The sequence below is a fragment of the Sulfurospirillum sp. genome, assembly GCF_036802865.1.
GTDB lineage: Bacteria > Campylobacterota > Campylobacteria > Campylobacterales > Sulfurospirillaceae > Sulfurospirillum.
The window spans coordinates 216,925-240,955 of sequence record NZ_DAIRVK010000005.1; the positions used below are offsets into that span (position 1 = coordinate 216,925).

23 protein-coding genes are annotated in these 24,031 nt (G+C 38.2%); 16 read left to right on the top strand and 7 right to left on the bottom strand.

All coding sequences use genetic code 11. The annotated features are described in order from the left end of the window. From V7Q04_RS11705 to V7Q04_RS11740, 8 genes are read left to right on the top strand one after another with little or no spacing between them, the layout of a single operon-like run. A complete protein-coding gene (locus V7Q04_RS11705; protein ID WP_333805317.1) occupies positions 1 to 207 on the top strand; it encodes a DVU_1557 family redox protein in 207 nt (68 codons plus the stop codon). 1 nt (position 208) lies between these two features. Further along, positions 209 to 940 carry a DVU_1556 family methyltransferase gene (gene trsM / locus V7Q04_RS11710; RefSeq protein ID WP_333805318.1) on the top strand — a complete coding sequence of 244 codons (732 nt, stop codon included), beginning with the start codon at positions 209 to 211 and terminating at the stop codon, positions 938 to 940. After that, positions 940 to 1,386 carry a DVU_1555 family C-GCAxxG-C-C protein gene (locus V7Q04_RS11715; protein WP_333805320.1) on the top strand — a complete coding sequence of 149 codons (447 nt, stop codon included), beginning with the start codon at positions 940 to 942 and terminating at the stop codon, positions 1,384 to 1,386. The genes trsM and V7Q04_RS11715 overlap by 1 nt, the downstream gene beginning before the upstream one ends. 5 nt (positions 1,387 to 1,391) lie before the next feature. After that, the gene (gene trsS / locus V7Q04_RS11720) at positions 1,392 to 2,732 is read left to right on the top strand and encodes a radical SAM (seleno)protein TrsS (RefSeq protein ID WP_333805321.1); all 1,341 of its coding nucleotides are present in this window, start codon (positions 1,392 to 1,394) and stop codon (positions 2,730 to 2,732) included. Further along, complete coding sequence (locus tag V7Q04_RS11725) at positions 2,729 to 4,024, top strand: DVU_1553 family AMP-dependent CoA ligase (RefSeq protein WP_333805322.1); 1,296 nt, start codon at positions 2,729 to 2,731, stop codon at positions 4,022 to 4,024. The genes trsS and V7Q04_RS11725 overlap by 4 nt, the downstream gene beginning before the upstream one ends. Positions 4,025 to 4,027: 3 nt before the next feature. Next, positions 4,028 to 5,059 (top strand): XdhC family aldehyde oxidoreductase maturation factor, encoded by a 1,032-nt coding sequence (locus V7Q04_RS11730; RefSeq protein ID WP_333805323.1) that lies wholly within the window; start codon positions 4,028 to 4,030, stop codon positions 5,057 to 5,059. Positions 5,060 to 5,062: 3 nt separating this feature from the next. Beyond that, positions 5,063 to 6,166, top strand: coding sequence for a DVU_1551 family NTP transferase (locus tag V7Q04_RS11735; RefSeq protein WP_333805324.1), 1,104 nt, complete (start codon positions 5,063 to 5,065; stop codon positions 6,164 to 6,166). Continuing rightward, a complete protein-coding gene (locus tag V7Q04_RS11740) occupies positions 6,159 to 6,752 on the top strand; it encodes a histidine phosphatase family protein (protein WP_333805325.1) in 594 nt (197 codons plus the stop codon). The genes V7Q04_RS11735 and V7Q04_RS11740 overlap by 8 nt, the downstream gene beginning before the upstream one ends. Positions 6,753 to 6,793: 41 nt before the next feature. On the opposite strand, the gene V7Q04_RS11745 is transcribed toward V7Q04_RS11740, so the two are convergent. From V7Q04_RS11745 to V7Q04_RS11760, 4 genes are all read right to left on the bottom strand, one after another. Further along, positions 6,794 to 7,870 (bottom strand): hemolysin family protein, encoded by a 1,077-nt coding sequence (locus V7Q04_RS11745; protein ID WP_333805326.1) that lies wholly within the window; start codon positions 7,868 to 7,870, stop codon positions 6,794 to 6,796. Between the two features lie 112 nt (positions 7,871 to 7,982). Then, positions 7,983 to 8,348 carry a methionine-R-sulfoxide reductase gene (locus V7Q04_RS11750; protein ID WP_333805328.1) on the bottom strand — a complete coding sequence of 122 codons (366 nt, stop codon included), beginning with the start codon at positions 8,346 to 8,348 and terminating at the stop codon, positions 7,983 to 7,985. A gap of 122 nt (positions 8,349 to 8,470) precedes the next feature. After that, positions 8,471 to 9,133, bottom strand: a complete 663-nt coding sequence (locus V7Q04_RS11755; protein WP_333805329.1) for a potassium channel family protein — start codon at positions 9,131 to 9,133, stop codon at positions 8,471 to 8,473. Next, complete coding sequence (locus V7Q04_RS11760; protein WP_333805331.1) at positions 9,130 to 10,461, bottom strand: TrkH family potassium uptake protein; 1,332 nt, start codon at positions 10,459 to 10,461, stop codon at positions 9,130 to 9,132. Before V7Q04_RS11760 ends, V7Q04_RS11755 begins: the two co-directional genes overlap by 4 nt. Before the next feature lie 195 nt (positions 10,462 to 10,656). On the opposite strand from V7Q04_RS11760, the gene V7Q04_RS11765 reads away from it, so the two are divergent. The 8 genes from V7Q04_RS11765 to V7Q04_RS11800 all read left to right on the top strand — a co-directional run bounded on the left by V7Q04_RS11765 (position 10,657) and on the right by V7Q04_RS11800 (position 21,634). Continuing rightward, positions 10,657 to 12,630: a TonB-dependent receptor plug domain-containing protein gene (locus V7Q04_RS11765; protein ID WP_333805333.1), complete on the top strand. Its 1,974-nt coding sequence runs from the start codon at positions 10,657 to 10,659 to the stop codon at positions 12,628 to 12,630. Then, entirely contained in the window at positions 12,630 to 13,190 is a 561-nt protein-coding gene (locus V7Q04_RS11770) for a hypothetical protein (protein WP_333805335.1), read from the top strand. Before V7Q04_RS11765 ends, V7Q04_RS11770 begins: the two co-directional genes overlap by 1 nt. A 59-nt stretch (positions 13,191 to 13,249) precedes the next feature. Next, positions 13,250 to 15,145: an AMP-dependent synthetase/ligase gene (locus tag V7Q04_RS11775; protein WP_333805336.1), complete on the top strand. Its 1,896-nt coding sequence runs from the start codon at positions 13,250 to 13,252 to the stop codon at positions 15,143 to 15,145. A gap of 10 nt (positions 15,146 to 15,155) precedes the next feature. After that, positions 15,156 to 16,550 (top strand): MBL fold metallo-hydrolase, encoded by a 1,395-nt coding sequence (locus V7Q04_RS11780; RefSeq protein WP_333805337.1) that lies wholly within the window; start codon positions 15,156 to 15,158, stop codon positions 16,548 to 16,550. 127 nt (positions 16,551 to 16,677) lie between these two features. Beyond that, on the top strand, positions 16,678 to 19,575 hold the full coding sequence (locus tag V7Q04_RS11785; RefSeq protein ID WP_333805338.1) for a response regulator: 2,898 nt from the start codon (positions 16,678 to 16,680) through the stop codon (positions 19,573 to 19,575). A 3-nt stretch (positions 19,576 to 19,578) separates the two neighbouring features. Continuing rightward, entirely contained in the window at positions 19,579 to 20,598 is a 1,020-nt protein-coding gene (locus tag V7Q04_RS11790; protein WP_333805339.1) for an HD-GYP domain-containing protein, read from the top strand. Further along, positions 20,595 to 21,281, top strand: coding sequence for a substrate-binding periplasmic protein (locus V7Q04_RS11795; protein ID WP_333805340.1), 687 nt, complete (start codon positions 20,595 to 20,597; stop codon positions 21,279 to 21,281). Before V7Q04_RS11790 ends, V7Q04_RS11795 begins: the two co-directional genes overlap by 4 nt. Before the next feature lie 71 nt (positions 21,282 to 21,352). After that, positions 21,353 to 21,634 carry a flagellar basal body rod C-terminal domain-containing protein gene (locus V7Q04_RS11800; protein ID WP_333805341.1) on the top strand — a complete coding sequence of 94 codons (282 nt, stop codon included), beginning with the start codon at positions 21,353 to 21,355 and terminating at the stop codon, positions 21,632 to 21,634. 115 nt (positions 21,635 to 21,749) lie between these two features. Here V7Q04_RS11800 and queA read toward each other — a convergent pair whose 3' ends face one another. Genes queA through tatB form a run of 3 tightly spaced genes read right to left on the bottom strand, consistent with a single transcriptional unit; the run spans position 21,750 to position 23,968 of the window. Further along, entirely contained in the window at positions 21,750 to 22,769 is a 1,020-nt protein-coding gene (gene queA / locus V7Q04_RS11805) for a tRNA preQ1(34) S-adenosylmethionine ribosyltransferase-isomerase QueA (RefSeq protein WP_333805373.1), read from the bottom strand. 3 nt (positions 22,770 to 22,772) lie between these two features. After that, positions 22,773 to 23,537, bottom strand: coding sequence for a twin-arginine translocase subunit TatC (tatC, locus tag V7Q04_RS11810; protein WP_333805342.1), 765 nt, complete (start codon positions 23,535 to 23,537; stop codon positions 22,773 to 22,775). Next, the gene (gene tatB, locus V7Q04_RS11815; RefSeq protein ID WP_333805343.1) at positions 23,537 to 23,968 is read right to left on the bottom strand and encodes a Sec-independent protein translocase protein TatB; all 432 of its coding nucleotides are present in this window, start codon (positions 23,966 to 23,968) and stop codon (positions 23,537 to 23,539) included. Before tatB ends, tatC begins: the two co-directional genes overlap by 1 nt. Between the last annotated feature and the right edge of the window lie 63 nt (positions 23,969 to 24,031).

The window sequence follows — 24,031 nt, forward strand, 5'->3', positions numbered from 1 at the left end:
ATGAGTGATCAAATCGATAAAACAACCGTATGGATATGTGATAAGTGCCAAAAAGCATTGGTAATCCAAAAGTTAAAAGTGCGCTACTTAGAGGGTAACTTTGAAGTCGACCTTTTAAAATGCCCAGAGTGCAATATGGCGTTTATTAGTGATGATTTGGCGTTAGGCAAGATACTTGAAGTTGAAAAAAGCTTAGAGGACAAATAACATGCCTACGTGTAATCTCTATGAAAGCAGCTGTATGCAAGAAGCCACAGGCGATACTCTTCGCCCAGGAGGCTTCAAGCTGACTGAAAAAGCGCTCAATTTTTGTGGATTAAATGAGCAGACTCGTGTGCTTGATTTAGGGTGTGGCATGGGTGCAACAGTGGCTTATTTGTTTCAAAATCATGGGATTAACGTGGTGGGGCTTGACCCTTCTTCTAAGTTACTTAATATCGCAAAAGTGAAAAATCCTTTTGCAACTTTTGTTACTGGTTCGGGAGATTCGCTTCCGTTTGACAATAAGAGCTTTGAGTGTGTTTTGGCAGAGTGTACGTTGTCTTTGATGCATGATTTACACGTAACACTAAATGAGATACACAGAGTTTTGGAGAAAGACGGTTGGTTTGTGATACACGATGTTTATGCCAAAAAACCTGAGTTTCTAAGCAACATGAACCATTTTTCTATGACGTCGTGTATGCGGGGAATGCATGATTTGGCTTCTTTAAAAGAGGTATTGGAGACGATTGGTTTTGAGGTTATGCTTTTGGAAGATTGTAGTCAACTTCTTAAAGAGCTTATGGTCAAAATCATCTTTTCACATGGCTCTATGGGGGCATTTTGGGGAAAAACTATTGAAGGTGAAGCGCTTCAAACGTGCTGTTCTTTTGAAGACAATATTAAACAATGTAAACCAGGTTATTTTATGTTAATCGCTAAAAAAGGAGAAAAGTAATGGATGATTTATCACTACGCTTATTTAAATTCTCATCTGAGGGATTTTGCTGTGCTCAGATCATGTATAAGCTCGCTCTTGAAGATGAAGATACGAAAAATGATGACCTCATACGTTCAGCGCAAGGTCTTTGTAGGGGTATCGCCGATACACAGAAAACCTGTGGTGTGCTCACTGGAGGCATAGGTGTTTTAGGGCTTTACGGTGCAAAGGGCAATGAAAGTGAAGATGCAAAAGAAGATTTTGCGCACATGGTTCATGAATTTCACACGTGGTTTAAAACCGAATTTGGCACAACAAAATGTGTTACGCTCATTGGTGAGAGGGATTTTACAAGTGCCGATCAGAGTTTTAAGCCTATCTGTGCAGGAATGATTCAAAAAGCGTATGTCAAAGTCTATGAGATTTTGCAAGAACATGGCTATGAGTACGGAAATAGAGGGTAGATGCGATGACTCTGAATCCTTTGATGCACACGGAAAGTCTCTGTCCTATTTGCTTGCGTAAGCTTGAAGCGTTTATCGTCGAAGAGGATGATTGTGCTTACATGTTGAAAACCTGTTTGGAACATGGATTCTTTAAAACGGTTTTATGGCGCGGCAAAACACCGATGCATGCGTGGATACGCCCTAAAGAGCGGGCTTACATAAAAAATCCTATTACCCAAGTGGATCAAGGGTGCCCGTTTGATTGCGGATTGTGCACAGCGCATCGACAACACACGTGTACGGCACTTATTGAAGTGACAACGCGTTGTAATTTAAGCTGTCATTTTTGTTTTGCTGACGCGCTTGAAGGCAAAAGTAAAGACCCGTCATTAAAGCAGTTGCGTTTTCAATTTGAGAGTATTTTAAAAGCCTCTGGAAAGTGCAATATTCAACTCTCAGGTGGTGAACCAACGGTGAGAGATGATTTGGCGGAGATTATTCGCATAGGTGTGAGCTTAGGCTTTCCTTTCATTCAAGTCAATACCAACGGTATCCGTATGGCAAAAGATGAAATATATGTGAAAGGTTTAAAAGAAGCAGGGCTTAACTCTGTCTTTTTACAATTTGATGGAGTTGATGATGCTATTTATGAAAAATTACGCGGGAGGGCTTTGTTTGATGTTAAATGCCAAGCGATTGAAAACTGCCGAAAGTATGGCATCGGGGTGGTGCTGGTTCCTACCATCGTGCCTAATACAAATGTGGATAGCATCGGCGAAATTATACGCTTTGGCATAAGCAAAACTCCCACCGTTCGAGGGGTTCATTTTCAACCTGTCAGTTACTTTGGGCGAATTCCTAAAGCACCTCGTGATGAAGAGAGAATTACTTTGCCTGAAGTGATGGAGTGCATTTGTGAGCAAACCGATCATATGATTAGCTTGCAAAGTATGCAACCTCCCGGATGTGAAAATGCGCTCTGCTCTTTTAATGGCAATTATTTGATAGAAGAGGGTGTTTTAAAGCCTGTGACAAAGAGGGCGTGTTGTTCAAGTGAGAGCGAAAAAGCAGAAGTGGGTGCTACGAAAGCTAAAGCCTTTGTGGCTCGTAATTGGTCGTATCAAAAACAGGTTGAAAACGAGAAGCTTTCGGACTGGGACAAGATACTCAGTGCCATTGCCAACAACGCGTTTAGCATTTCAGGTATGGCATTTCAAGACGCATGGAATGTTAATCTAGAACGTATCAAAGAGTGTTGCATTCATATCTCTACCCTTGATGGGAGGTTGATTCCTTTTTGTATGTATAACATCACCAACAAAGAGGGTGAATCCCTTTACCGTGGTTCAAAGTGGATACGATGAACGTAACACCTTTAGAGCATTGGATACTCACACGCACTCAACCAGCGCAAAAAAGCCAAGAGGCTTTACGGGCATATCAGTTTGGCGAACTCCTTAAAGCATTAACCTATGCAAAAGATAAAAGCCGCTTTTATCAAACCGCATTGGAAACTATTGACCTAAGCGCTATTAGATCTCTTAAAGATTTTGAGAAAATTCCTTTTACAACACCCGCAGATATTAAACACAATGCCTACGACTTTGTGTGTGTTTCGAGTAACGATATTGATCGTATTGTGACACTCAATACTTCAGGTACAACGGGTGATGAGAAGCGCATCTTTTTTACGCATGAGGATTTAGAAGCGACCATCGACTTTTTTCAACACGGTATGCACTGTCTTGTCGATGCGAGCGATAAAGTGATGGTGCTACTTCCTGGTCCCGCATATGGAAGCATTGGGGATTTACTCAAGAAAGCATTGGCTAAAAGTGGCATTGAGTGCATCGTGCATGGTGTGTTAAATGATGTTGAAAAAACGGCTTTGTGCATTCAAAAAAACAATATTACGTGTATTGTGGGTATCCCTATGCAAGTATTTTATTTGAGCAAACTAAAGCCAGATGTCTTTTACACTCATATCAAAAAAGTTCTTTTGAGCACCGACTATGTGCCTGATGCCCTAGTAGAGGCATTAAGCTATAAGGGTGCATGCAAGGTCTTTAACCATTACGGTATGACGGAAATGGGATACGGTGGAGGCGTTGAGTGCGAATGTCTGGGTGGCTACCATTTAAGAGAGAATGATCTCTATTTTGAAATCGTAGATCCTATCACGGGAGCTCTTGTGGAAGACGGTGTGTACGGAGAGGTTGTCTTTACAACGCTTCATCGCCAAGCAATGCCCCTCATTCGTTATCGAACGGGCGATATGGCACGTTTTTCTACGCAACCTTGTGCATGTGGAACATTTTTACGAACGATGGAAAAAGTCCTCGGTCGCATCGACAATAAAATAGAGATTAACCAGCATGAAATTCATTTGAGAGATATGGATGAAATTCTGTTGAAGTTTGGTGCTATTTTAGATTATAAGCTTACGATGAGTGAGAATAATGCTTTACATATCCAACTTATTCTTACCCATAAATCGGAGTGTGAAGCACTTAAAAAAGTGATCGTTCAGCAAATCAAAGAGCGATTTGCCTTTATGTTCGAACTTACCATAGAGGCGAAGGAAGACGACCATTCCATCAACATAACCAACAGCATGATTAAAAGAAAATTACATCATTATAGACAAGGAAACTAACGTATGAAAACAATCATTGAACACATTGTCGATAGTTTAAATGAACAAAACGAAATCGTTACGGCAACGATATTGGAAAAAAGCGGTTCTGCGCCTAGGGAAGCGGGTGCCAAGATGGTGATTCGCAAAGATGGTTCGATTGAAGGGACTATTGGTGGGGGCACACTGGAAGCCATGGCAATGCAACTGGCTCCCGATATTTTTAAAACCAAGCAGTGTTCTATCGAAGACATTGAATTAACAGATGATGATGCAAGAGCTGCTGGTATGGTCTGTGGGGGTGAGGTAAGAATTCTTTTGGAGTACATAGATGCTTTGGATATTCAGGAGCTGAATATTCACCATAAAGCCAAAGAGCTCAAAACTTCAGAAACAGATTTTGTGATGATTACAAGGATTGTATCCAATAAGCGCATTACGGGCAAACATAAATGGATATGTACCGAAACTGAACTGTATGGTGAAGAAGATAAAGAAGTTGGGCGCATTGTTGAGTCTTTGCGAGAAGATTTCAATCATGTTAAATTTCATCTTTTTTCGGGAAAATACCAGTATATGGTAGAACCTTTTTACGATACCCAACGACTTTATATCGTAGGCGCGGGGCATGTGTCACAACAAATAGCGGCACTGACTAAAACATTGGGCTTTTATACGGTTGTCCTAGATGATAGAGAAGCTTTTGCCAATAGAGAGCGTTTTCCTACAGCAGATGAGGTGCACGTTGTTCCTTCCACCTATGAGGGGCTGAGTCAAGAGGTGCATATACCTAAAAACAGTTACATTGTCATTGTCACCAGAGGTGTTGATAAAGTGGTACTTGAACAATCGCTTCACATGAAAGCTAAATATATTGGCATGATTGGAAGTAAAACGAAAAAAAATTATGTTTACAATCTACTCCTCAATGAAGGCTTTGCGCAAAAAGATTTAGATGCAGTACATTGTCCTATTGGGGTTTCTATCAATGCTCAAACACCTGAAGAGATTGCCATTAGTATCGCCGCAGAGCTTGTCAAAGCGAAACGTAGTTAGACAATGAAGCATAACATCGCCGTTCTTATCATTGCTGCGGGGTATTCTTCGCGCATGAACGACTTTAAAGCACTTTTGCCATTTGCTCATACCTGTGCGTTAGAGCGACTGATTCAGACCTATGAAGCGCATGGTGTGGAGCATATCTATGTGGTCGTTGGGCATCGGCAAGAAGAGATTAGAGAAGTCTTGAAAGATAATAATGTCTCTATTATTTATAACGAGGATTATGACAAAGGCATGTTTAGCTCTATTCAAAAAGGGCTTAGTGCCATTGATACAACAGTAGATGCATTTTACATGCAGCCAGTTGATATTCCCCTCATTAAAATGCACAGTTTGGACTGTTTGTATGAGGCGTACATGCGTGAGCGCAAAGGGGTTATATACCCTACATTCCTAGGTCACAAAGGTCATCCTCCGCTCATTGACATGAAATATAAAGAGCAGATTCTTTTGAGCGATGGCAAAGGTGGACTTAAAAAGGTTTTGGAAGCATTTAAAAAGGATGCTTTAAATGTCAATGTTTACGACCAAGCTGTTTTAATGGATATGGATACACCAGAAGACTACCAAAAACTTCTCCTTTATGAAGCGAGAAATGCTCCTACACATGAGGAGTGTTTGGCAATGATGCTGTTCAATAATGTACCTGAGCCTATCATTAAGCATTGCGAAGCCGTGGAAAAAATGGCATGTACTCTTTATGAAGAGATCGCTTCGTTTGGACTGGGCATTGATAAAACGGTTTTACGTGCTGCGGCATTGTTGCATGACATCGCACGACAAGAAAAAAACCATGCCACGGTTGGGGCAGAACGACTCAAAGCGATGGGCTATAAAGCGATAGGTGATGTTATCGCGACACACATGGACATTGAAGTTGATGCGAATGCTCCTTTAAATGCCAATGAATTGCTTTTCTTAGCCGATAAAGTGGTAAGTGAAGATGAGGTATGTGGTTTTGAAAAACGCTTTGAGAAGGCATTAAAAAAATGTGAGGGAAACCTTGACGCACAAAGGAACATCACCAAGCGTTTGAACGCCACAAAAGCGATTATTTTAAAAATAGAAATTCTTACATGTAAAGTGTTTCCTTATGGTTGAAAAAGTGTATCTGCTTCGCCATGGGCACATTGATAATGGAAGCGAAAAAAAGTATTTGGGTAAAACCGATGTACCGCTTGATGTTCTAGGTTTAGAGCAAGCCCGTTTATTGTGTGATTATTTTAAAGCAATTCTTGTTGAGACTATTTTTACAAGCCCTTTAACACGATGTGTGCAAACGATTCAACCGTTGTGTGAAGATAAAAAAAAGCACTATCACATTGTCAATGCATTTTGTGAGATAGATATGGGAGATTGGGAAAATGTACCAATGGCTTACATTCAGTCACACTTTCCCAAACTTTATGCCCAAAGAGGTGAAAATTTAGAACATTTTACTCCGCCCAATGGTGAGAGTTTTCATGTTATGGCAAAGCGTGTAAGAGATGCCTTTGATGCTATTACACATCATGCTAACGGAACAATACTTATCGTTGCTCATGCCGGTGTCAATCGAATGATTCTCTCACAAATACTGGGTATAGCCATTAACGATATGTTTAGCATCGAACAACCTTACGCGTGTGTCAATGAATTGACATGGGATTATCAAAGTATGCAGTGGATATACCGAAGAGTTTTGTAAAGAGGCTTTATATGTAAAAGCCTCTTTGTGTCTTAACGCGTTTAGTTTACTTTCGCTTTTTCGAGCTTTTTGCGCTCGACTTTCATGCGGTCTTGGAACTTTTTACTTCTATCTTTTGCAAACACTTGCATGTCTTCAACTTCATCCATCTCATCGACGATTTCAACACCCAAAAGTGTCTCAATGGCATCTTCAAGCGTTACAACGCCAGCTGTTTGTCCGTAGCTGTCAAAAACGATAAAAAGGTGTGTTTTACGTTTGACAAATTGGTCGATCAGGTTTGGTACAGGAAGATTTTCAGAAACCATATGCACTTCATGCGCAATGTCTTCCAGTGTAATTTTATCGTGGTCTTCCACACTCTCTTCTAAGATTCGTTGATTGAAGGCAATACCCACAACATCGTCCAGTGTCTCGCCAAAAACAGGAATACGCGAGTGGATGTACATACGGTCATCTTCAATGGCTTCTTCAATGGTAGTGGATGAGGGCAATGCAAATACAACACTTCGTGGTGTCATAATATCTTTTGCTTTAATATTTTTAAGTTTTAAAAGATTTTCAATGAGATCACTCTCTTTACTTAAAATAGAACCATCTTTTTCACCCATAGCAACAACAGCCATGATTTCATCGCGTGAAAAATTTGGATGTTTCTTCTTGTTTTTTGAAATGAAGTTGGTCAAGAGTGAAGAAAGCCACACAAAAGGATACGTTAGTGTCACGAGAAATGAAATCGTATAACCTGAGGGTATAAGCAATTTTTTCCAGTAAAGCGCACCAATAGTTTTTGGAATAATTTCTGCAATATATAAAATCAGCAATGTAACAACAAATGCAACAGCTGTTTGCCATTCATTTCCAAAAAGAATCTGCGCTTGCGCACCTACACCGGCAGCACCCATAGTATGGGCAAAGGTGTTAAATGTCAAGATAGACGAGATTGGCACGTCGATATTGGATTTGAGATCTTTGAGCATAGCAATGGCATTTTCGTTATTTTCTTTTGGAAGGGTTTCTATATAAGAATCAGTGCTTGAAAGCAAAACAGCTTCTAAAATGGAGCAGAGAAACGAGATAAATAAAACGATCGAAAGATAGACAAGAAGTAGGGTCATGATAGACTGCCTAGAGTAAGGGGTAAGCTACAACTACGCGAGTCTGGTTCACTTGGGGACATTCAGAATTCCTTTAAAATATTTTGTGTTGTATTATAGCATAAACATGACACTACTTTATTACAGGCACAAATGTAAGCGAGAGTGAGTTCACGCAATGACGGGTGTTTTTAGGGGTCATACCTTCACCTTCAAAGACATGTCCTAAGTGCGCTCCACACGCATTGCAAAGGATTTCTGTGCGCCTACCATCGCGGTCTATCTCTCGTTTAATGGCTCCTTGTATCTCATCATCAAAACTAGGCCAGCCACAGTGTGAATTAAACTTGTCATTGGAGGTGTAAAGGGGTGCATTACAGCGTTTACAGAGGTACGTTCCTTTCTCATCAAAGCTGTTATAAAGCCCAGAATAGGGCATCTCTGTGCCTTTATGCAGGATGATGCGTTCTTCTTCAGGTGTCAGTGGATTGAATGGCATAAACACTCCTTTTGGATTTGATGAAAAATTGTGCAAAGGAGGTTTTAAAAATAGCGAGAAAACCTCTTTAATTGTCCAATGTTATAACATGGTTCTATTAAAAGAGGCTTTATATGTAAAGATTAGCTTTCAAGTTTCGTAAGATTTCTCAGCTTCTCGATGAAGGTTTTCTTGCCTATAAAAGCAAGCATATCGTTTTCGCGAATTTTATAGGTTTTTTCAATATCAAACATCCAGTTGTCGCGTGTTTTGCAGGCAATGAGATGGATTTCATTTTCAAACATTTGCTCAACATCTTTGATTGTTTTCCCAATAAGAGACTTCGTAACTGAGAATTTGGCGATTTTAATCGTACTACTAAAATCAACTTGGTCGATGACCACATTGCCAACAAGGTTTTCAACCAATTTTTTAGCAGATTCACGTTCAGGGTAAATAACTTTAAAGGCACCAAGACGCGCCAAAATCTCGCCGTGTGTCAGCGTAATGGCTTTAGCAATAATGGTTTTATTGTCCAACTCTTTCAGTGCCATTAGCGTTAAAATACTCGCCTCAATGTTTTCCCCAATGCTAATAATAACTGTATCAAGGCCTACAACACCTGCTTCTTGAAGGGCCTTAATGTCTGTACTGTCTAAAATCATAGCATCTTCAATGTATTCACTAATGACTTGTATTTTGTGTGGATCGTTGTCAATGGCGATGATGTCCATGCCTTGCTCAGCCAATCCTTTAGCAATGTGAAAGCCAAATTTGCCCAAGCCTATGACGGCGTATGTTTTCATAATAAAATCCTTCCTTCAGGGTATTGTATGTGTTTAATTTTTTCTCTTCCCATAATGAGAAATCCAAAGGCGAAAATACCCATACGTCCGATGAGCATGAGTGCTATAATGAGTGTTTTACCAAAGGTACTAAACTTTTCTGAAAGACTTAGTACATCGCCATTTCCAACCGAAACTCCTACCGTACAAAAAGCTGAAACGACTTCAAACAGCGTTTGCATAAAATTCGTTTTTTGTGTTTCGACTAAAATGATCGTTGATGTGATCGCTATAAAGGATGCAACCAAAATGATGGCAGAAGAGCGGTTGATAATTTCAGGTGCAATGGTACGTTTAAAAGCATGGGGTTGTTGGTTGCTAATTTTAATGGTGTGGATGGTTGCAATGATAAGCACAGCAACGGTTGTAATTTTAATACCACCAGCGGTACTGCCTGCACCTCCACCGATCATCATATAAATGGTTGAACAAAAAAGTGATGCGTCACTGAGTTGGGAAAGATCAAGACTGTTAAAGCCAGAAGTTCTAAAGTTGACAGAGAGAAAAAAGCTGTTAAGCAATCCATGATACCACGTCATATTGGCAAAAACGCCTTTGTTGTCCCATTCAATCGCTAAAAAAAGCAGAGTACCTGAAACAATCAGTATGAGTGTTCCTACAAGGGTGATTTTCGTGTGCGCTGAGATCATAAAACGCTTGTGTGTCGCTTTTGCATGAAGTTCAACCAACACCAAATAACCAATACCCCCTAAAATGATAAGAAGTCCAACGGTCACTAAAACGGTGAAATCGGTTTGATAGCCTAGAAGATTGTCTCTAAATGTTGAAAAACCCGCATTATTGAAAGCTGCAACGGAGTGAAAGATGCCTTGCCATATAGCTTTAGGCAATGGCATATGTGTTGCAAAACGCAGGGTTAAGATAAGTGCACCAAGGGACTCGATGATGAGTGTAAAGATAAACACTTTTTGAAGAAAATTTTGAATGTCTAAATTGGAGGAATAGTTCAAGGAATCTTTTGCCATATTTTTTTCATGGATGTTGAGATTTCGCTTCATAAACAAGAAGAAGAGGGTGACAATACTCATATAGCCTACACCGCCCACTTGCATGAGAATTAAAATGACAAATTGTCCAAAAAATGTGAAGTCTTCAGGTGTGATTTTGACAACAAGCCCTGTTACACAGGTTGCTGATGTTGAAGTAAAAAGTGCATCGATGAACGCTAATTTCCCGATGTGGGCAAAAGGAAGCATCAATAAAATAGAGCCGATAAAAACAACCGTAAGATAACTAAAAAAGATAATCCGCAAGGTCTTTTGATTCATTCAGTTCCTTCTTCGTAACCAAATTGATTACGAATCTTTTTCTACATTTTTTATGCATCTATTGTACCAAATTATAGCGGTATTGATAAGTTTTTTAGTGCTTACATGTAAAGATCAATTCTTATGTAACATAAAGATATATGAAAACAGTTACTTTTTGGATAAAATATTTTTCCCAAATTTTAAGGAGAATATATGAAAAATCTGAAAGGATTTAGAGGAAAGTATTTTAGTCTAGCGGCTATACTTGCTTTAAATGCTACGATTGCACTTGCAAGTGAAGGGCAAAGTGTCGTAGATAATGAAAAGCAACTCAATACGCCAAAAGCTGAAGCGTCCTCTGAAACAACAGAAGTGCTCGAAGAAAGCAGTGCACCTGTTGTGGTGATCTCAAAGAAGATCAAAGAAAAAAAGTCTGAAGTATATACTGCTTCCAAATCCTTGGTCAGTGCGACCAATGTCACCGATAACGTTACGGTTATCACCTCCGAAGAACTTTCTCTCAAAGGCATTACTTCTGTTACTGAAGCGCTCAATACTATTCCTGGTATTAGTATTACGTCACAAGGAGGGTTAGGTAAATTAAGCAGTGTTCGTATGCAAGGTATGAGCAACCAATACACACTTGTCATGGTTGATGGTGTCCGTTATAACGATCCTAGTAGTCTTTCTGGTGCAGATTTTAGTCATCTTTTAGTGGGTGATATTGAGCGTATCGAAGTTATTAAAGGTGCACAAAGTGGTGTTTGGGGCGCAGATGCAGCAGCTGGTGTGATTAACATTATTACTAAGAGTGCACAAAGTGGGACACATGGAACTGCAGGTGTAGAAGTTGGAAGTTACGGACGTAGAAGTATGAACACTTCCATTTCACATAAAACTGATAAATTTGATGCTATGCTCTCTGTGCAACGTGTTACAGAAGATGGGTTTACTGCATATGCACCAAGAAATGAAGATATAGATAAATTTGAAAAAGATGGTTATCGCAATACGACAGTTAATCTTAAAGCAGGTTATTGGATTGATGAATCTAACCGTATTGAAGCAGGCTATCATGATATTAACGCTTTAAATAATTATGATGCTTCTGACCCAACAACTTGGATAATGGATCCAAATTCTATTCAACGTGGTGATTTTCGCCAACGATCGGGCTATTTAACGTATAAATATTTTGTAGCAAATCATGCTATTGAAACAACACTCTCTCAAAGTACCTTTACAAAAAAAGAATTAGATGAAACAACATCTGGAAATTTACGTGACTATGAGGGGAAAGTCCCTTCGGTAGAAGTAAAAGATACATGGAAATACTATGACAATAGTACATTGGTTTTTGGTGGCAGTTATGAAAAACGAGAACTAACCTATACTGCTGTTGGAGATAGTGAAAAAGAACGAGATGAAAATTCAAAAGCTCTTTATATCAATAATACAAATAAATTAGGTAATGTTGTTCTAAATGAAGCGTTACGTTATGATAAATTTAGTGCATTTGATGATAAAACTACAGGTAAAATTGGTGCAAAATACCTTTTTAGCGATCAATTTAATATTTATACCAACTATGGAACAGCGTATAAAACACCTACGATGTTTGAAATGATCTATCCATGGTTCCCTAATTCATCAAATTTCAATTTAAAACCTGAGAATATCAAAAGTTTTAATATGGGTATGCAATATGCTGGGTTTAATATGAATTTTTTTAGAAATGAAATTGAAGATCTGATCAGATTCCGTTCAACAAAGTATGTTAATATTGATGGCACTTCTGTGTTTAGAGGCATTGAACTTTCTTATGAGCAACAGTTGTTCAATTCTCTACTTATGGGTGCTAATTATACCTATGTTGATGCAGCAGATAAAGATGGTAATAGATTGACAGATATTCCTCGGTACCAATCGTCTTTATATGCAACGTATATGCCAATTAAACAAATCGCTATGAACGTTAATGGAACATATATTGGGTCTCGTAAAGACTCTTCAACAGAAGAAACAGGAAACTACTTCGTAGCCAATACCAAAGTCACGTATCATGCTACCAAAGATTTAGATGTCTATTTTAAAGTCAATAACCTCTTTGATCGCTACTATCAAACCGTTTATGGCTATGCTTCGGCTGAGCGAAGCTATTATATGGGTGTTGAGGCGAAATTCTAATGAAACTAAACCTACGACCTTACCTTTGGTATAAGCTACTCAATTCTCTCTTTTTTGGGCTTGCGGTAGGTAGTGTTTTTGTGCTTTACACACCGCTTGAGCCTTCCGTGTTTTCATTAGGAGGCATTGGGTTAGCCGTAGGTTTACTGGTCGTGGCAAAAGTGTACGAGAAGATGATGAATCTTCTCGTCTTTTACCGCATCACTCTTTTAGTCGAGTTTTTGGCATTATTGATTATTGTCAGTTTTCTCATCTTTCAGTATAGCTATACCAATGTTCTTTTTATCTACATCTCATACCAACTTACGTTTGTATTTGGTAATTACCTTATGCGTATGGAAACGCTTGCACTTAAGCGTACAACGTTGCTCTCTTTTGCAGATGTTGTTAAACAACAAGGCTATCTTGCGGGGATGGTAATTTCGTATCTTTTTTACAAAATTGTTGAATTTTTTGGCATTCTAAATAAAGAAACCCAAGTTTATTTTCTGCATAGTCTGCTTTTGGTAGTCCAAATCGTAATTATTTACTGTGTTTTGAAAGCATTTCGTTCACGTTAAGCCTCTCTTTCAGGAAGAAAGATTACAATAAAGCTAATTTGAAATAGTAAGGATTGTGCTTGCATCGTGAAGAAAACACGTTGTTTCATATGTTTATTAAGACGTATGAGCAGAACAAAGAGAAGAAAGCCTTTATCTATAAGGTAGCAGATAAAGAATTTGAAGTGAGTTATGAAAAGTTATTTGAGGATGTTTTGGTTCTTTCTCGAGCTTTTAAAGCAAAAAAGATCGAGAAAGGCTCTAAAGTTATGTTTTTGTGTGACAACCGCTATGAGTGGATGGTCACAGATTTGGCACTTGTTTCACTTGGAGCGATAAGTATTCCACGTGGATGCGACACTCCTACACAAGAGCTTGAGTTTATTCTTTCTCATTCTGGGGCAGAATTTCTGATCGTTGAAGACGAGCAAGTCTATATTCGACATGAGATGATGCTGAACGGGTTGAAACTCAAAGCTATTTTTATTTTGGAAGCTCCCAAAGTTCACTCACTTTTAAGCAATATTTATTCATACAAAGATATTTTAAAAGACAGAACGATTCATCATAATGAAGTTGAAATGTTTATAACAGCGGGTAAAGATATTGTGGATGAAGAAGATATTTGTACCCTCATCTACACTTCTGGAACAACTGGAACTCCAAAAGGGGTTATTTTAAGCCATAAAAACATTATGTACAATGTTCGTGAACTGCCCCCATTGATTGCACTTGAGAGCAGTGATGTTTGGGTTTCTATTCTTCCCTCATGGCATATTTTTGAGCGAGCAGCAGAGTATGTGGCTCTTTCTCAAGGATGTTGTACTGTTTACTCGACCATCAAGACCTTTGCGGCCGATTTAGAGCATTATAAACCGACTATCGTAGCAACCGTTCCAAGGCTTTGGGAGTCGATGTACACAAAGATTATTACAGCTTTGGAGAAAAAAGATCCTAAAAAAGCTAAATTGTTTAATAAACTTGTTGCGATTTCAGCTGCATATAACCAAGCAGAACGTGTTTTAAAAGATGAACTTCCTTGTTTTGAAAAACGTTCATTTCTCTTTACGTATAAAGATAAAACGATTGCTTTTTTTAAGTGTTTACTGCTTGCCCCTCTGAATGCCTTTGCAAAGAAAAAATTAGCACTGGTGCAAGCAAAATTTGGTGGAAGACTACGACTTGCCGTGAGTGGTGGTGGAGCTTTGCCTGATTTTTTAGATACTTGGATTGATGCGATTGGGATTCGCATTGTCAATGCCTATGGTATGACTGAATGTGCGCCAGTGATCGCAGGACGCGCACTAAGCTGTTATACTTTTTCGACATTAGGACTCCCGACCAAAGATACTGAGCTTAAAATTGTCAATAAAGAAGGCGATCAACTTGGTGCGGGTGAAGTGGGTGAGATTTGGGTGAGAGGCGAGCAGATAATGCGTGGATACTATAAAAACGCCGAAGAAAATGCAAAGTCTTTCACCGAAAAGGGCTTCTTTAAAACGGGTGATCTTGGTAAATTGACACTGAGGGGTGAATTAGTCATTACAGGTCGTTCCAAAGAAATCATCGTACTTGCCAGTGGCGAAAATGTTGACCCTAGCCGGATTGAATCGACCATTTCAATGTTGCCATTTATTACCGATGCTATTTTAGTTGGGCATACTAAAAAGGGTCTTGGTGCACTGATTGTGCCTGATTTTGATAAGCTCAAAGAGTATGTCGCGGTACATTTCAACAAAGCAGTTCATAACATTGAGCAAGTGATGGAAGATAAACAGATTGTTGCGAAGATCAAAAGTGAAATGAACGATCTGTTGCATCAAAGACAAGGGTTTAAACCATTTGAAAAACTACAAAATATTCATTTTTTAGAGAAAGAATTTACCGTAGGTGAAGAACTTACCAATACACTTAAAAAGAAACGTCACGTTATAGAAAAAAAATACAAAGAGATTATCGACAAATTTATTCATTAAAGGGGCTATTATGGCAAAAGTCACATCGTATGGTGCAGCTTCCATGGTTACAGGTTCATGTCACTTGTTAGAGATTCAATCCGTTAAAATTTTAATTGATTGTGGAATGATTCAAGGTGAACTTTGGAAGAGCAACTATGAGCCTTTTCCTTTTGATGTAACCTCGCTTGATTATTTGATTTTAACACATGCCCATATCGATCATATCGGTAGAGTTCCTAAGCTGATTAAAGAGGGTTTCAGAGGGGAAATTATCTCAACCAATGCAACGCTTGATATCGCTTATATTATGCTCTTAGACAGTGCAGGGTTATTGCAAGAAGAGTATGAAACACAGCTGCGAAAAGCCCTTCGTAGAGGTGATGAAAGCACGGTACAAGAACCGCTTTATACCAAAGAGCATGTTGAACAACTGTTTAGTAAAAAAATGCATCGTATCCAATACGAGGAAGTTGTCACTCTCGCTCCTTTTGCAAAACTTACGTTTCACAACGCAGGGCACATTATGGGGAGTGCTTTTGTTGAATTCAATTATGAAGAAGATACATTGCATAAAAGTGTTGTTTTCTCAGGTGATCTTGGAAGTAAAAACCGTTTATTGCTCAACAATCTTAGCACCATAGAACATGCAGACACCCTTTTTATCGAATCAACGTATGGCGATAGAGAACACAGAGCCTTAGATGAGAGCGTTAAAGAGTTTAAAGAAGCAGTCATGCAAACGCTTGAAGAGGGCGGTAATGTCGTTATTCCTTCGTTTGCTTTAGAGCGAACTCAAGAAATTTTGTGGTTGTTACATCAGATGCATCAATCAGGAGAATTGCACAATTGTCATGTCTTTTTAGACAGTCCTTTAGCCATTGAAGCAACAAAAATTTATCAAAAATATCCTGCACAACTCAATCAAACTTTGGGCTTACGTGTAAGCCTTGGTGACGATCCTTTCTCTTTTCCTGAGCTTCAATATACGCCTCGCAAAAAAGATTCAATGGACATTAATGAGGTTGAAAAACGTGCTATTATCATCGCTGGAAGTGGTATGTGTAATGGTGGTAGAGTGCTGCACCATCTTAAACAACGTATTTGGAATCCTAAAAATGCCATTATATTTGTCGGGTTTCAAGTTAAAGGAACGTTGGGACGTGATATTATCGATGGAGAGCAATTTATCCGCATTTACGGCGAAGATATTAAAGTGCGTGCTAAACTCTATACGATTAATGGTCTTTCTGCACATGCGGATCGTGCTGATATGCTAGCATGGATTAAGCATATCAAAGGATTAAATACTATTTATTTGATTCACGGAGAAATAGATAAATTAGAGCTTTTTAAAGCGTATTTGAAAGAAAATGTCGAAAGTAAGGTACATATTGTCAAAAAAGCAGAGTCAATCTATCTGTAAAATTGACAATTTTGATTTGAAAATGTTATAGTTTATTTTAACTTCGTTTATGTCCTTAAAAAGGGCATAAACTTGTGTATATGAGTGGTTTATACCGTAAAATAGCTTTTAGAAAGAGTCAATCAAAATGATTAGAGCAATGCTGTACCGTGTATCTTTATTGCAAGCTTTAGCGGTGATGATTATTATCTCTTTACTCTTACCATTACCTCTTTTGATGCTGACATATGCCAATAGTACTTACAAAAGTAAACAAGAAACATTTACAACACTCAATACCAAAAAATTCAATCTCTCGTCTGCAATTTTTGTAGAGTCACTGTGGAATTTTTACCCAGAATTAGGGCAAAAAATGCTCGATCAACTGTTACTTGACCCTAATATACAGTTTGTTTATGTCAAAGATAACAATGAAAAACTTTTTTTGGGATGGGAACACAAAAATAGAGATGCAAATAACGATGACACGCTTTTTTTACATAAAATATTAGAAAAAGACAATGTGGTTGTTGGCTCATTGGAAATGGGCTTTAAGCGTCAAGATCTTATTGATTCTATTATGGCAGATCTAACACTCTTTGGTACCATACTCTTTTTTCAAATCCTCTTTTTAGTGCTTCTTCTTTCATGGATCTATTACTATAAAATCATCAAACCCATCAGACGCTTAGTGGGGCACTCCAATCTTTTAGCGCAGCAAAAACTTGAAGAGCCTTTTGCGTGGGATGAAAACGACGAAATTGGCACACTTGGGTTTGCTCTCGATAAAACACGCATTAAACTCAAAGGCTTTTTTGACACACTCAAACATGAAAATGAGCTATTGGATGAGAAAGTAAAGCAACGTACACAAGAACTTGAAGATGCCAGCCGCTATAAATCAGAATTTTTAGCCAACATGAGCCATGAAATTAGAACACCCATGAATGCCATTATGGGGATGTCGCACCTCCTGAGTAAAACGGCTATGAACAGTACTCAAGCCAGTTATGTGGGGAAAATCAAAGAGGCTTCTTCTGTGTTGCTTCGAATTATCAATGATATTTTGGATTTTTCTAAAATAGAAGCCGGTAAAATGGACGTTGAATCTGTTGCATTTGATTTGCATAAAGAACTCAAAAAAAGCAGTTCGATTTTCTCTGTTCTTGCTAAAGAAAAAGGGATAGATTTTCAGTGTGATTTTGTAGAGACAAATCGCTTTTTCAAAGGCGATCCATGCAAAATGATGCAAATCATCAACAATTTTATAAGTAATGCAATCAAATTTACCAAAGAGGGTGCTGTTGTTCTGAGTGTTCAAGAAGAGCTTCATGCGGACAATAGCGCAATGTTGACGTTCAATGTACGAGACAGCGGTATGGGCATTCCTAAAGAGAAGCAATCACTCTTGTTTAAGGCATTTGGTCAGCTTGATGCTTCTATTACACGAAAGCATGGTGGAACGGGTCTTGGGCTTTATATCTGTACCCAACTTGCTGAAATGATGCATGGACATATTAGCTTAGAGAGCGAAGAGGGTAGAGGGAGTCTTTTTAGCTTAACGCTTACACTACCAATAGCAAAAGGGTTAGAGCTTCAGCATGAAAATAGTGCTGGTGGATACGAACCGTTGCGTATTTTACTTATTGAAGACCAGAAAAAAGTAAGTGATATGCTTTGTGAGATTATTCGTTCATTTGGTTTTTTTGTGACTTCTCAAAAAAGTAATGAAGACATTGTCAGTACAATTCAAACGATAGCAAAACCTTTTCATTTGGTTATTCTTGATTATGAACTTGCAAAAGGAGCCAATGGGGCTGATTTTTATGTGAAGTTGTCACAAAAAGTCGATGTTGAGCACTTACCTTCGTTTTTAATGATTGCTACCAATGATGATGTTGAGATCAAAAATCGCATCAATAGTGTTGGTATTCGATCCTTTTTGAAAAAACCTATTAATCCTTCTATGCTTTACGATGAGTTGGTATCATTATGCTCTGTGGCTACGCAGACGCCTCTTTTTGATCCTTCCAAAATCGATCTTTCTCAAAAGCGTGTTTTGATTGTGGAAGATAATGATATTAATCTTGAAGTAGCAACGTATTTGCTCAAAGAGACCCATGCTAAAGTTGAGATCGCACGTAACGGGTTGGAAGCAGTTGAAATGATTCAAGAGCACGAATATCCCTTTGATCTTATTTTGATGGATGTTCAGATGCCAATTATGGATGGGTATGAAGCAACACGTATTATTCGTAAAGAGCTTAATGTTTTAACGCCTATTGTAGCGATGACAGCCAATGTTATGGTGCAAGATGTTGAAAAATGCATTCAAGCGGGAATGGATGCGCATATTGGTAAACCTTTTGAAGTTGAAGATTTTTACGGCACTCTTTTAGAGGCTTTACATGTCAGTCTTACCCTTTCTCCAAAACAACAGTCAAATACTCATAAACGTGTCAAACAACATTTTGCAAAGAAAGATGCCATTAAAAAATTAGGTGGCAATGAAGCTTTGTGGCAAAAGCTTTTTGTGAGCTTTTTTGCGACTTACCTTGAACTTCCAAGCAAGCTTAACGCTTTGATTAAAAACAATGAAATCGCTATGCTCATTGATTATGTTCACACTACCAAGGGACTGTGTGGAACAATAGGTGTTCTAATGCTTGAGCAACACCTTAGTGCATTAGAGCAGTTTTTAAAAGAGAAAAACACCCTAGAAGGCATTGCTTTGGATGCAATTTTTGAAGAGCATCGCTCTTTGATAAGCACGTTACACAGCGAATATGACAAAATTGACCTTTCAAACAGTACCTTGGGGATACAAGTACATGAAGATAAGCAAGTGCTAGCAGAGATATTTAAAGAGCTGAAGCTGGCACTGGATACGTCCAATGTCTCTAAAGTCAATCTTCTTTTAGACCAACTTGCAACGCATGAAACTGTACGTGAACATGAAGCTTTTAAAGCACTTTTATTGGCATGTAAAAGTTTTGATTTTGATGCGGCAACGATGAGCTTAACGCATTTGAGTGAGGAGATATAACGTATGGCTAAAATTTTAGTAATTGATGATACTCCTGAATACATCGAAATGTTAAGCTCCATTCTCAATGAATATGAAGTTTATGCAGCAAAAGAGGGAAAGAAAGGGCTATCTTTAGCCGAAGCCATACTTCCTGATTTGATTTTGCTCGATATTAATATGCCGTTTATGACAGGCTATGAAGTGTGTCGCAGACTGAAACAAATGGATAAAGTTCGCAATATTCCTGTCATTTTTTTGACTGCCAACGATGGCAGTGATTATGAAGAGATAGGGTTCAATTTAGGTGCTGTAGATTTTATTGCCAAGCCTTTTCATGCGAGCCTTTTAAAAGCTAGAGTGAAAACACACATCTCTTTGTACCAGCTTCAATCAAATCTTCAACAACAAGTTGATACTCAAACAGAAGAAATTCGTAAACTCAATCACGAAATGACTTATCTTGCAGCCTCCATTGCTGAACTAAAATCCAAAGAGACAGGGCAACATCTAAGACGTGTTGCTGAATTTTGTTATCTTTTTTGTAAATTTTTAGGTAAAGATGAAGCCGAGTGTGAGAAAATAAAAATGGCAGCTGTTTTGCATGACATTGGTAAAGTCGGTATTAGCGATCAAATTTTGAACAAACCTGATAAACTGAATGAGCAAGAGTGGGAAATTATGAAGAACCACTCAATACTTGGATATGACATGCTCATTGATTCTGAATTTGAACTTATGCGTTTAGCTGCTACGATTGCATTGGAACACCATGAGCGTTGGGATGGAGCAGGTTATCCTTATGGAAAACAAGGTGAAAATATTGCTTTAGTTGGACGCATTTGCGCTATTGCAGATGTTTTTGATTCATTGTTGGACAAACGCGTTTACAAAGAACCTTGGGAAGAGAAGGTTGTGAGAGACTATTTTGTAATGATGCGAGGATCACAGTTTGATCCTACTATTACTGATATTTTATTGGAAAATTTTGATATGTTTATCTATACGTGGAAGTCACTTCAGCGTTTAGAAGCTCGTCCATGAAATACCTTTTACTGATAGCTTTTTTTTCATTCTCTCTTTGCGCTGAAGTTTTCAAAGTTTATACGGAGCAAAGTCCTCCTTATAATTTTTTAGAAAATGGCCAAGTGAAGGGATACTCAACACGTCTTGTTGAAAAACTTTTTGCGCAAAATGGTCACCAAATTAGTGATAATACTATTCAACTCTTACCTTGGGCTAGAGGCTATCATAATGTTTTAAACCAAGAAAATTCAATGCTTTATAGTATGGTTCGTACACCAGAACGTGAAGCGCTTTTTCAGTGGGTTGGACCTATTGGAAAAATGACATTAGGTATTATTGCCAAAAAAAGTACTCAAATGAAAGTAACAACACTCGAAAGTCTACGTCAGTATAAAATAGCAACTATCCCAGATACAGCTTCGGAAAAAGCATTGATAGATATGGGCTTACGCGTAGAATATTTTGAACGTTTTTCTAACCGTACATCACAGCTTAAAAAACTTCAAGAAAATCGTGTTGATGCCATTGCCTTTAGTGTTGAAGCAGCCTTTTCTCTGTTTAAAGAAATGGGCTGCGATGTTTCTGAATACGAAGTTGTTTATGTGCTTAAAGAGAGTGACCTTTACTTTGCATTTAGTAAAAACACCAGTCAAAAAATTATTTCTTCTCTGAATGAAACGCTCAAAACCCTCACCAAGTAGTGTTCATATTTCCTTTATTTCTTTTTTAAGCGAAGTAGAGTATAGTTGAAAAAAAGGATAAAGGAGCAATCATGCAAATTAATTCTAGTGCCATGATGGCTATGTCAAATTGGATGAATAATAGTGCAAGTAACGTTGCAAACGTTAATACTGAGAAGTATAATGCAACGCAAACAACCATCACTGAGCAAAACAGTGCTATTGTTGCGCAAAGCAGTAAAACGACGCAAGGGACAGATTTAGCGACAGAATTTACCGATCAAATTTCTATTGATAAAAGCTTTGAAGCAAATGCCACTACTATTAAAACTCAAAATGAAATGCTTGGCAGTTTACTTGATATGAAAGCATAATAGAGTTCTTGCAAAAACTCATTTTGCAAGAACTAAAAGCACCAAAGGTGCGTGGGTATTCCGCCAAGGAAAACCCAGTGTTAAGGTAGTCTTTAGCGTGCTGTAAGAATTTTAATTAAATAATTAACATTGCATCGCCATAAGAGAAGAAACGATACTTCTCTTTTACGGCTTCCTCGTAGAGTTCTAGCGTTTTTTCAATTCCCACAAATGATGCCACTAACATAATCAAAGTCGATTTTGGAAGGTGAAAATTAGTTAAGAGATGATTGACACGTATGGGTAAATTTTGTGGATGCAAAAAGAGATCACATTTACCAACAGGAATGTTTGTGCGTGCAAAATACTCTACAGTTCGCGTCACGGTAGTCCCCACTGCAAGAATGTTTTTAGAAGACTCAATGAGTTCGCATGTCAGAGCGGGAATCGCGTAAATTTCTGAGTGCATCACATGGTCTAAGATATGTTCAGCATCTACAGGTTTAAAGGTTCCTGCTCCCACATGTAATGTTAAGAAGTGTGTTTCATAGCGACGTTTGAGCTCTTCAAACATGGTTGGTGTAAAATGAAGGGACGCTGTAGGTGCTGCTACCGCACCTTGTTCTTTCGCGAAAACTGTTTGATAATCGACACTATCATCTTTCGTATCTTCGCGCTTGATATAAGGAGGAAGTGGAATATGACCAATTTTTTCTAAAACATCAAAAAGAGCTTTTGTATACAGTGCTTTTTCACCTTGATTAAAGGCAATGACACGAGTACCATCCTCTTTAAGTTCTTGTATTTCGCCTTGCATATTTTCATCAAAAAAAAGCTTGGTGCCTTGCTTTACTCTTCCTCGAATATAAACAGAGTAAAGATTGTCTTGTAAGGGAGCATTGAGGAGTACTTCAACGTCTCCACCACTCTCTTTTTTACCAAAAATACGTGCTTTAACAACTTTTGTGTCATTGAGCAGTACCGCAATATCTGAGGGTAAAAAATGAAAGAGATTTTTAAAAAGTGTATGTGTTATAACACCACTCTTGCGATCAAACACCAAAAGCCTCGCCTCATCTCTGGGTTCAACAGGATGTGTGGCGATAAGCTCTGGTGGAAGCGTGTAGTCGTACGTTGATTTTAAAAGCGGATCGATCGGTTATTCCTCACTCTTGGTTTCATCATTTTCTTCTTCTGCATCATCTTCAACAGGTGGAACGTAAGGATTGACGATTTTGGCTACGATAATAGAAATTCCATAAAGTAGTAACAACGGAACTGCCATTAAAAACTGTGAAAGAATATCTGGAGGTGTTAAGATACCTGCCATTGTAAAGATAATGACAATAGCATAGCGGAAAAAATCTTTTAAGCCTTTATCGTCCACAAGTCCTAGTTTTGCAAAGAAAAAGATGACAACAGGCATTTCAAAAGAGAGTCCAAAGCCGACTAAGAATTTTGTGAAAAAGCCTACATATTCGCCAATACTAGGGAGTGCTGTAAAAAGGGCACTACCAAAAGCAATCAAAAAGCCAAAAGCAAGAGGCACTACGACGTAGTAGCAAAAAGAGGCTCCCATTGCAAACATCATTGTTGCGGCTAAAACAAAAGGGATAACAAGTTTTTTTTCATTATCGTAAAGCCCAGGAGCGACAAAAAGCCAAAATTGCCAAAAAATAACAGGCAACGAGAGAATAAACCCTGCAAAAAAAGCAACTTTCATTGCTGTAAAGAAAGGTTCCTGAACACCTGTAAAGATGACATTGCTACCTTCTGGCAGTACGGCTTTAAGAGGTGCTATCATCCATCCAAGTATAGGCTGCCAAAATGAAAAACAGACAAGAAACATCACAAGGATAGCTACTAGAGAAATGGAAAGTCTTTTACGAAGTTCTGATAAATGCGGTTTTAACTCATCAAACATTATACATTATCCTCTTTTTTTGTCTCTTTTGGTTTCTCAACAATTTGAACTTGGATAGGTTCAGATGCTATTTCAGATGTTGCTGTCGTATCCAATGTAACACTCTCTTTAACACTGTCTTCTAACTCTTTTAAAGAATCATTAACACCTTGTGTTGTTTTTTTAATCTCTTCAAGTTCATCAAATGTAATGACTTTACGAGCACTTGTTGCTACTTCATCCAATTTTTTCTTATACGTCAGTGCTTCGTCTTTGAGCTCTTGGATTTTCATCTCTTGCTCAAAACTGCTTTTGACATCATTGATACTATTTTTAAAGGATTTGAAGAATTTTGCGCCTTTGACCATAGCTTCAGGAAGCTTCTCTGGGCCTAAAAATATAATTGCAATAATTGCGATAACAAGGATTTCGCCTATTCCCATTCCAAACATATAAAGGTACCGCCTCGAAGTTAAGTTAAGGTTGGATTTTATCTGAATTTTTATCAAAATAAT

What these genes read in the sequence shown, in the direction of transcription:
- V7Q04_RS11705 (WP_333805317.1), top strand. Translation starts at nt 1, where the DNA reads ATGAGTGATCAAATCGATAAAACAACCGTATGGATATGTGATAAGTGC.
- trsM (WP_333805318.1), top strand. Translation starts at nt 209, where the DNA reads ATGCCTACGTGTAATCTCTATGAAAGCAGCTGTATGCAAGAAGCCACA.
- V7Q04_RS11715 (WP_333805320.1), top strand. Translation starts at nt 940, where the DNA reads ATGGATGATTTATCACTACGCTTATTTAAATTCTCATCTGAGGGATTT.
- trsS (WP_333805321.1), top strand. Translation starts at nt 1,392, where the DNA reads ATGACTCTGAATCCTTTGATGCACACGGAAAGTCTCTGTCCTATTTGC.
- V7Q04_RS11725 (WP_333805322.1), top strand. Translation starts at nt 2,729, where the DNA reads ATGAACGTAACACCTTTAGAGCATTGGATACTCACACGCACTCAACCA.
- V7Q04_RS11730 (WP_333805323.1), top strand. Translation starts at nt 4,028, where the DNA reads ATGAAAACAATCATTGAACACATTGTCGATAGTTTAAATGAACAAAAC.
- V7Q04_RS11735 (WP_333805324.1), top strand. Translation starts at nt 5,063, where the DNA reads ATGAAGCATAACATCGCCGTTCTTATCATTGCTGCGGGGTATTCTTCG.
- V7Q04_RS11740 (WP_333805325.1), top strand. Translation starts at nt 6,159, where the DNA reads ATGGTTGAAAAAGTGTATCTGCTTCGCCATGGGCACATTGATAATGGA.
- V7Q04_RS11745 (WP_333805326.1), bottom strand. Translation starts at nt 7,870, where the DNA reads ATGACCCTACTTCTTGTCTATCTTTCGATCGTTTTATTTATCTCGTTT.
- V7Q04_RS11750 (WP_333805328.1), bottom strand. Translation starts at nt 8,348, where the DNA reads ATGCCATTCAATCCACTGACACCTGAAGAAGAACGCATCATCCTGCAT.
- V7Q04_RS11755 (WP_333805329.1), bottom strand. Translation starts at nt 9,133, where the DNA reads ATGAAAACATACGCCGTCATAGGCTTGGGCAAATTTGGCTTTCACATT.
- V7Q04_RS11760 (WP_333805331.1), bottom strand. Translation starts at nt 10,461, where the DNA reads ATGAATCAAAAGACCTTGCGGATTATCTTTTTTAGTTATCTTACGGTT.
- V7Q04_RS11765 (WP_333805333.1), top strand. Translation starts at nt 10,657, where the DNA reads ATGAAAAATCTGAAAGGATTTAGAGGAAAGTATTTTAGTCTAGCGGCT.
- V7Q04_RS11770 (WP_333805335.1), top strand. Translation starts at nt 12,630, where the DNA reads ATGAAACTAAACCTACGACCTTACCTTTGGTATAAGCTACTCAATTCT.
- V7Q04_RS11780 (WP_333805337.1), top strand. Translation starts at nt 15,156, where the DNA reads ATGGCAAAAGTCACATCGTATGGTGCAGCTTCCATGGTTACAGGTTCA.
- V7Q04_RS11785 (WP_333805338.1), top strand. Translation starts at nt 16,678, where the DNA reads ATGATTAGAGCAATGCTGTACCGTGTATCTTTATTGCAAGCTTTAGCG.
- V7Q04_RS11790 (WP_333805339.1), top strand. Translation starts at nt 19,579, where the DNA reads ATGGCTAAAATTTTAGTAATTGATGATACTCCTGAATACATCGAAATG.
- V7Q04_RS11795 (WP_333805340.1), top strand. Translation starts at nt 20,595, where the DNA reads ATGAAATACCTTTTACTGATAGCTTTTTTTTCATTCTCTCTTTGCGCT.
- V7Q04_RS11800 (WP_333805341.1), top strand. Translation starts at nt 21,353, where the DNA reads ATGCAAATTAATTCTAGTGCCATGATGGCTATGTCAAATTGGATGAAT.
- tatC (WP_333805342.1), bottom strand. Translation starts at nt 23,537, where the DNA reads ATGTTTGATGAGTTAAAACCGCATTTATCAGAACTTCGTAAAAGACTT.
- tatB (WP_333805343.1), bottom strand. Translation starts at nt 23,968, where the DNA reads ATGTTTGGAATGGGAATAGGCGAAATCCTTGTTATCGCAATTATTGCA.